Source organism: Janthinobacterium kochi, assembly GCF_051380715.1.
In the GTDB taxonomy this organism is placed as follows: domain Bacteria; phylum Pseudomonadota; class Gammaproteobacteria; order Burkholderiales; family Burkholderiaceae_D; genus Janthinobacterium.
Map to the genome: position 1 here is coordinate 218,784 of NZ_JBNYXO010000010.1, position 6,651 is coordinate 225,434.

Below are 6,651 nucleotides of genomic sequence, written 5' to 3' on the forward strand. Positions count from 1 at the left end.
TTCTCAAGTCAGGCTGTTAGATATGTCGCAACGTCTGTCTCGCAGTACATTTTTTTATGACATTTGCGCATGACTTTATTTGTTTTCATTTTCAGAGTAGCGCGATGCATCCGCCGCCAGCCAATGAAAAATGCTTTCCTAACCATAACTTTTTGGAATGAATGCCCTTTTCAGCGACGTGGTCACTTACCTGCGGGGCGGCCCTTGGCGGGATCGACGTCCAGGTAGCGCCAGGACGTGAATTCCACGGGGTGGCGCCTGTAGTTTTTTAGCCACGGTTGCTGCAGGTCGGCAGAGATGGGATGCGTCAGCAACACCCACGGCGTGTAAGCGTGGATCAGCTGAAACAGGTCGAAGTACAGACTGCGTCGGCGCGGCGTATCGGATAGCAGGCGCGCCTCCTCATAACGTTTATTGTAATCGGGCAAGTTGAAGCGGGCATAGTTGGCGCGGCCAACGTTGCCGCCATACAACAATTGCATAAAATTATCGCCATCGGGGAAGTCGGCGATCCAGTTGGTCTCGAACATCTGAACCTTGCCCAGGCGCGACGCCTTGATGATTTCCGTCTTCTTGTCGCTTTTAAATTCCACGCGCAGGCCGATGGCGTTCAGGTTGCGGCGCCACAATTCGTCGCGCAAGCGTCCCACTGTGCTCGGCTCCGTGTGCATGGTGAGCAACAAGGGTGTGCCGTCCGGCTGGGTGCGGAAACCATCGTGACCCGCCTTGTAGCCGAAGCGCTCCAGCAGGGCGCGCGCCAGCACGGGATCGTAGCCGACGGGGCTGCGGTAGTGCTTGTCGTAACCGAGCACATTCGGCGGCAGCGGCGACTGGGCCGGCAAGGCCAGCCCTTTTTTTAATAACGCGATGTCTTCGCGGCTGTTGTAGCTGAGGGCGATGGCACGGCGCAGGGCCAGCTTGTCCTTGCTCGTGCCGCCCAGAACGGGGTCGTCCATGTTCATCCACATGTAATACGTCTGCAGCACGGGAAAGCGCGTCAGCTGCAAGCCCTTGGCAGCCAGCGCCGGTTTCAGCGCGCCGTTTTCCAGCACCATGTCCGTCATCGATTCCGGCACTTGCTCCAGGTAATCGAATTCGCCTTTCAAAAAGCCCAGCATGCGCGATTGATATTCCTCGACGATGCGTACCTCGATGCGCTCGACCAGGGGCAAGCGTTGGCCTTCCAGTGCAGTGGCGATGGCGCGCGCGTCCGGCGGCAAGGCGGCCAGCGCCTTGGCCTCGGTATGGAATACGGTGGGGCGGAAAGTCGAATTGGCCTGCAGCACGATCTTGTCGCTGCGCTTCCATTCCTTCACCAGAAACGGCCCCGTGCCCACGGGATGGTTGCCGATCTGCCCGGGCGCAGCATACGCTTCGGCCACCTCGCGTGCCACCACAGCTGTCGCCGGCATGGCCAGGTAAAACAGGAAGTTCGGGTCGACGCCATTGAGCCGGATGCGCAAGGTGTATTTGTCCAGCGCCTGCAAGCCGGCGATCGGCGTGTCGTAGCTGAATTTGGCTTTCAGGGCCGCATCGCCCACCAGCTTGTCTTCCAGCAAGAACAACCACGGCGACTTCAGGCTGGGGTCATACAAGCGCGTCAAACTGTAAACATAGTCCTGCGCCGTCACTTCGCGCGGCTGGCCCTTGAAGGCGGGATCGGGTGTAAAGAAAATACCGGGCTGCAAGTGAAAGGTATACGTGCGTCCACCGTCTTCCACGGTCGGCAAGCCGCGCGCCGTATTGCCCTGCAGTTGCACCGGACGCGCCAGGTAGTCATAACGCAAGAGCGGGTCGAAGATGTTTTCCATCAAGTTCAGGCTGGCCAGGTCGGAGGCCACGGCCGGGTCCAGGCCCGTCTCGCTGGTGCTCAAAAACAAGTGCAAGGTCTTGTTCGCGCGGGCATCGGTGGCGGCGTGGGCCGGTACAGCGAACAGCGTCAACAGGGCCAGGCCGGCGGCGCAGGCGGTTTTGCGTAAAAACATCATCAGTGATCCAGTGCAGACAGGGGTAACAAACAAACGTGAAGAACAGGCATCACCGAGACTACTCGGGCAAAGTACGGGGCGCCAATGAAAACAGGCTGCCAGCTTATAACTTTTTGGCATGCGATTGCTGCATTCTTTCATCAACTCGTATCGGGCTGCCCCTATACTTTGTTTGCAGACATTTTTCACTCCCGACACACAGAACTGATCGCATATGGCACTTAATTACATCTGGTCCGGCTTTTTCCTCGTTGGCTTCCTGGCCGCAGTGCTGCAGTGGCTGTTTCTCGGCGATAACGATATCTTCAAACGCATCATCGACGGCACGTTCGAAACGGCGCGCATGGGCGTGATGGATATCGCCCTGCCGCTGGCGGGCGTGATGACCTTGTGGCTCGGCATCATGAACATCGGTGAAAAGGCAGGTATCGTCGGCTGGCTGGCGAAAGTCATCGCGCCCTTCTTTTCACGGATCTTCCCGGAAATTCCGAAAGACCACCCGGCCACGGGCCACATGGTGATGAATTTCTCGGCCAATCTGCTGGGCCTGGACAATGCGGCCACGCCGTTCGGCTTGAAGGCCATGGAAAGCCTGCAAACCTTGAACCCGAACAAGGAAGAAGCGACGAATGCGCAAATCATGTTCTTGGTGCTGCACACCTCGGGCCTGACCCTGATTCCGCTGGCCATCATGGCGCAGCGCTCCATTCTCGGTGCGGCCGACCCGTCCGACATCTTCATCCCTTGCATGATCGCCACCTATGTGGCCACCATGGTCGGCATCATCACCGTGTCCATCAAGCAGCGCATCAACTTGCTCAATCGGGTCGTGCTGGGCTGGATGGGCGGCATGACGAGCGCCATCGTCGCCATGATCTGGTACTTCACGCAATACCTGACGAAACAGGAAATCGAGCTGGTCTCGAAAGTGGTCAGCAACCTGGTATTGATCAGCGTCATTGCCATCTTCATCATCGGCGCCCTGCGCAAGAAGGTGAACGTGTATGACGCCTTCATCGAGGGGGCGAAAGGCGGTATCCAGACCTCGATCACCGTGATTCCCTACCTGGTCGGCATGCTGGTGGCCATCAGTGTGATCCGCAACGCGGGCGTGTTCAATTTCCTGATGAGCGGCATGAACTGGTTCTTTGCCAACCTGGGCATCAATACGGACTTCGTGCCGGCCCTGCCGACGGCCATGATGAAGCCGCTCAGCGGTTCCGGCTCGAAAGCCATGATGATTGACGCCATGAACACCTACGGCGTCGACTCCTTCGTCGGCCGCCTGGCCTGCGTCTTCCAGGGCTCGGCCGACACCACTTTCTATATCGTGGCCCTGTACTTCGGTTCCGTCGGCATCCGCAAGACGCGCTATGCCATCACGGCCGGCCTGATCGCCGATTTCGCTGGCGTGGTCACGGCCGTCTTTGTCGCCTACGTCTTTTTCCACTAAGGAGCACCATGTTACGTCCTGTTCTGATGGCTGCGCTGTTGGCGGGTCTTGGCCTGTCGACTGCCCACGCGCAATTGCCCGAATCCGTCAGCCTGCTGCTGCGCAGCGCGAATATTCCCGAAGACGCCATGGGCGCCATCGTCTTGCGCGGCAACACCACCGTGCTGTCGCACGGCGCCGAGCGCAGCATGCAGCCCGCGTCCACCATGAAGCTGGTGACGACGGCTGTGGGTCTGGAGCAATTGGGTCCCATCTTTCGCGGCCGCACGGAGTTGCGCACCAGCGCCGACGTCATCAATGGCGTACTGAAAGGCGACCTGATCCTGCGCGGCGGCGCCGACACGGATTTCAACGCGGACGTGTTGGCACACATGCTGCAAACCCTGCGCAACCAGGGTATCGTGAAAATCAAGGGCGACCTGATCCTCGACCGCCAGCTGTTCCAGCCGGCCCGGCCCGATATCGGTACGCCGCCCTTCGATGAGTCGGCCGAGTTCCGCTACAACGTCATCCCCGATGCCTTATTGCTGAACACCAATCTGATCGATATCAACATGAACTCGACGGACCGGCAATTGAGCATCCTGATGCAGCCGCCGCTCGAGAACGTCAGCATCACCAGCGACATGAAGCTCGTCAAGGGCAGCTGCGCCCGGTGGGAAGATGGCTGGCGCCCGCCCGAATACCGGCGCGATGCGAGCGGCAAGCTGCAGGTGATCTTGCACGGCACCTTCCCGCAAAATTGCAGCAAAGCCACCAGCATCAATGTGCTCGACCGCAACGATTATGCGGACCGCTTGTTCCGTACCACCTGGAAACGCCTGGGCGGCACGATCACGGGTACTGTGCGCGAAGCGCCGGCAACAGGCTTGCCGCCGACGGCAGAACCGGTCGGTACGCGCATGCTGGCCGACCACGTGGCGCGCGCCTTGCCGGAAGTGCTGCGCGATATCAACAAGACGTCGGATAACACCCTGGCCCGCACCCTGTTCCTGAGCCTGGGCAGCTTGCAAAGCGATGGCTGGCTGGGCAGCCGCCCCGTCGCCATGGCGGCGCCGGAAGACACGGCCAGCCGGGCGCGGCTAGTCATCCAGGAATGGTTCCAGCGGCACAATATCGATACCCAGGGCATGCTGGTCGACAACGGTTCCGGCTTGTCGCGAACGGGACGCATTGCACCGGCGCAAATGGCCGGCGTCTTGCAGGCGATGCAGCAAAGCCCGTGGGCGCCCGAGTTCCAGTCCAGCCTGCCCATCGTCGCGCTGGACGGCACCATGCGCAAGCGCCTGTTGAACAGTCCGGCCGCCGCGCGCGCGCGCATCAAGACGGGCACCTTGAAAAATGTCGTCGCCATCGCCGGCTATGTGCCCGACGCAACTAACCAGCTGTGCGTGGTGGTCGCCATGATCAATAGCGACCTGGTGGGCAACGGCAACGGCCGCGCCGCCGTCGATGCGCTGATCGAGTGGGTGGCCAGGAGCGGCGCCACGCCGGTGGTGACTGGCCAATAATGCCGGTGCAGCCGCCTAACGTGCTGCGCTGGCAAAAGCCAGGCGCAGCACGTACGCGGCGACGGTGCTGATCAGCAAGACGGTCACCAGCGAAGCTTCCACGCCGAAGGCACCGCCAGTCAGCATGGCACTGCCTGCCAGTTCGCCGCGCAGCAAGCCGTCCGTGGCCGCATGGCCCGACACCGTCGATGAAAATACCTGGCTGACACAGTAATTCCAGCCGATATGCGTGCCGATACACACCCACAGCCGGCGCGTCTGCATGTACAGGGCGGCCTGCAGCACGCCATACGAGGTAATCGCAAGGATTGCCAGCAGCGAAAAGCCCGCATTGGGCAAATGGGCCAGGGCGAACACCAGGGATGAAATCACGATGGCAGCCTTGTTGCCCAGCGCACGTGCCGTCACGCCAAAGAGCACCCCCCGAAACATCATCTCCTCGGCCATCCCCACCAGCACCAGTTCGGCCAGCGGGAGCAGCAACAAGACGCTCAGGGCATTGACGCCGCGAAACTGATACACGCCCAGCGCCGCGAGCACGGCAAAAGTGAGGACGACCAGGCCGGCACCGAACAGCAGTCCACGTCCCAGTTCACGCGCCATGCCCGGCATCGCCAGTTCGGCCGGCTGGCGCTTTTCGATGTGGCACACATAGAAACGATAGCCGCACCACACCAGTACCGCCGCCAGCAATTGTGGCCACAGGATGCGGTAGGACTTGTCCACCAGCTGGGACGCGATGATCATCGTCAGTGGTACTGCGGCAAACGTCAACACCATGCCCAGCACGATCTGCACCAGGGGATAGGCCATCAGGCGCACCAAAGGGGATTTTTTCGTTGCCATGTTCAGGGTGTTATCCATCATCGCGTTCCTCGTGGGTTGTCAGGGAGTGGCTGTTTCTTTTTTGTTTGCATCGCGGATGCGCTCGCCGAATGAACGCTGTTCCAGCATCGTGATGGCTTGCGCCAGGCATGTGGATAAAGGAAATGCCAGTTCCGCATCCAGGCTGTCGGCGGCACACTTGGTCGCCTGCCAGCAAGTCTGCAAATGGGGCAGCAAGGCCTCGCCCTGGCTGCTCAGGCGTACCACACGCTGCCGGCCATCGTCGCCACCGGCAGCCACCATCAGCAAGCCTTCCTTTTTCATCAATGCCACCGTTTGCGTGACGGCTGGCTGCGTGATGCCTGCCAGTTCGGCCAATTGACCGATGGTCGCGCTCTGCTGTTGCGCCAGTACCCGCATCACCGGCGTGTAGCGCGGCCGGTAATCGAGACCCGCGTCCGCATAAGCCTGCTGGACGGCACCGTCGAGCAGTTCAATCAGATGGCGTAGTTGTGTTCCGAGTCCTTGTTTCATGTAGTGATAGTAGCAGCATTTATATAAGCACTTATATAAATATTGGAAGCCGTTGCATTTCATGCACAACGTGCCAGGTGAGTGCCTGGATGCTATAGGGAAAGCGGTGGAGAAGATGGATGGCCATTCACATTTGTGGTTTGACGATATAAAACCACCAGACGAAAAAAAACCCCACCATTGCTGGCGGGGTTTTTCTCTAGGAGAAACAGCCGGGGGCTGTTTCACCAAATAACAAGCCTGACGATAACCTACTTTCACACTGGTTGCAGCACTATCATCGGCGCAAAGTTGTTTCACGGTCCTGTTCGGGATGGGAAGGGGTGGGACCAACTTGCTA

Annotated in this window: 5 protein-coding genes and 1 rRNA gene; 2 read left to right on the forward strand and 4 right to left on the reverse strand. The window is 59.7% G+C overall.

All coding sequences use genetic code 11. The features are described from left to right. Positions 1 to 182 precede the first annotated feature (182 nt). Positions 183 to 1,985, reverse strand: coding sequence for an ABC transporter substrate-binding protein (locus tag ACQ4WL_RS20820; RefSeq protein WP_436511442.1), 1,803 nt, complete (start codon positions 1,983 to 1,985; stop codon positions 183 to 185). Between the two features lie 217 nt (positions 1,986 to 2,202). Here ACQ4WL_RS20820 and ACQ4WL_RS20825 point away from each other — a divergent pair, with 217 nt between their 5' ends. Further along, positions 2,203 to 3,441, forward strand: a complete 1,239-nt coding sequence (locus ACQ4WL_RS20825; protein WP_436511430.1) for a nucleoside recognition domain-containing protein — start codon at positions 2,203 to 2,205, stop codon at positions 3,439 to 3,441. 8 nt (positions 3,442 to 3,449) lie between these two features. Beyond that, positions 3,450 to 4,952, forward strand: a complete 1,503-nt coding sequence (gene dacB, locus ACQ4WL_RS20830) for a D-alanyl-D-alanine carboxypeptidase/D-alanyl-D-alanine endopeptidase (protein ID WP_436511431.1) — start codon at positions 3,450 to 3,452, stop codon at positions 4,950 to 4,952. Between the two features lie 15 nt (positions 4,953 to 4,967). Here dacB and ACQ4WL_RS20835 read toward each other — a convergent pair whose 3' ends face one another. The 3 genes from ACQ4WL_RS20835 to rrf form a co-directional block, all read right to left on the reverse strand. Next, positions 4,968 to 5,819 (reverse strand): CPBP family intramembrane glutamic endopeptidase, encoded by an 852-nt coding sequence (locus tag ACQ4WL_RS20835; protein WP_436511432.1) that lies wholly within the window; start codon positions 5,817 to 5,819, stop codon positions 4,968 to 4,970. Positions 5,820 to 5,837: 18 nt separating this feature from the next. Then, positions 5,838 to 6,311, reverse strand: coding sequence for a MarR family winged helix-turn-helix transcriptional regulator (locus tag ACQ4WL_RS20840; RefSeq protein WP_436511433.1), 474 nt, complete (start codon positions 6,309 to 6,311; stop codon positions 5,838 to 5,840). A 238-nt stretch (positions 6,312 to 6,549) separates the two neighbouring features. Further along, positions 6,550 to 6,651 (reverse strand): 5S ribosomal RNA (gene rrf / locus ACQ4WL_RS20845); the annotation flags it as partial.

Bases quoted from the DNA above. Each gene is read 5' to 3' on its own strand.
- dacB (WP_436511431.1), top strand. From the start codon at position 3,450: ATGTTACGTCCTGTTCTGATGGCTGCGCTGTTGGCGGGTCTTGGCCTG.
- ACQ4WL_RS20840 (WP_436511433.1), bottom strand. From the start codon at position 6,311: ATGAAACAAGGACTCGGAACACAACTACGCCATCTGATTGAACTGCTC.
- ACQ4WL_RS20820 (WP_436511442.1), bottom strand. From the start codon at position 1,985: ATGTTTTTACGCAAAACCGCCTGCGCCGCCGGCCTGGCCCTGTTGACG.
- ACQ4WL_RS20835 (WP_436511432.1), bottom strand. From the start codon at position 5,819: ATGATGGATAACACCCTGAACATGGCAACGAAAAAATCCCCTTTGGTG.
- ACQ4WL_RS20825 (WP_436511430.1), top strand. From the start codon at position 2,203: ATGGCACTTAATTACATCTGGTCCGGCTTTTTCCTCGTTGGCTTCCTG.